Below are 839 nucleotides of genomic sequence, written 5' to 3'. Positions count from 1 at the left end.
CAGAATCAAGCTGGCGCGACGCTCGGCGGCGTGCTGGATCAGGGTCTTGGCCACCTCCCCCGCTCGCAGCAACACCACTTCACCGCCAAGACGCTCGGCCAGTTGCTGGGCGTTTTGCAGGCGCAGGCGCGATTGTTCATCCCGCACCCGGCCGTTATCCACATGCACCAGGCTCCACGGCAAATGCCGACGCTGGGCTACGCGGCTGGCATGACGCACCAGGCGTTCGGCCTGGGCATCGCCGTCCACGCCCACCAGCAAGCGGCCACGCACAGCCGGTGCGGCCTGGCCCAATTGGCGATAACCCTGGGCCAGGTCATCGTCGACATGGGCCGCGGCGGTTTGCATCGCCAGCTCGCGCAGGGCCATGAGGTTGGTCTGGGTGAAGAAGGCATCGATGGCAGCACGGGCCTGTTCCGGCACGTAGACCTTGCCGTCCCGCAGGCGCTCCAGCAGTTCCCGGGATGGCAGGTCGATCAGCAGCAGTTCATCGGCTTCCTGCAAGACCCAGTCGGGCAAGGTCTCGCGCACTTGCACGCCGGTAATGCCGCGCACCTGGTCGTTGAGGCTTTCCAGGTGTTGGACGTTGACCGTGGTGAAGACGTTGATGCCCGCCGAGAGTAATTCCTGGATGTCTTGCCAGCGTTTTTCGTGGCGGCTGCCGGGGGCGTTGCTGTGCGCCAGTTCGTCCACCAGCACCAGTTTGGGCTTGGCGGCGAGCAGGCCGTCGAGGTCCATTTCCTCCAGCATCACGCCGCGGTATTCGGAACGCAGCAGCGGCTGTTGTGGCAAGCCGCTGAGCAAGGCTTCGGTCTCGGCGCGGCCGTGGGTTTCCACCA

At 65.6% G+C, this 839-nt stretch carries 1 protein-coding gene; it reads right to left on the bottom strand.

What is annotated here, in order from left to right; genetic code table 11:
• The coding region (locus HX846_RS20225; RefSeq protein WP_178965979.1) for a universal stress protein at positions 1 to 839 on the bottom strand (839 nt) is incomplete at both ends.

Origin of the sequence: Pseudomonas sp. K5002 (assembly GCF_013386655.1) — a bacterium.
Taxonomy (GTDB): Bacteria; Pseudomonadota; Gammaproteobacteria; order Pseudomonadales; family Pseudomonadaceae; genus Aquipseudomonas.
This window is presented reverse-complemented; position numbering and strand designations above follow the sequence as displayed.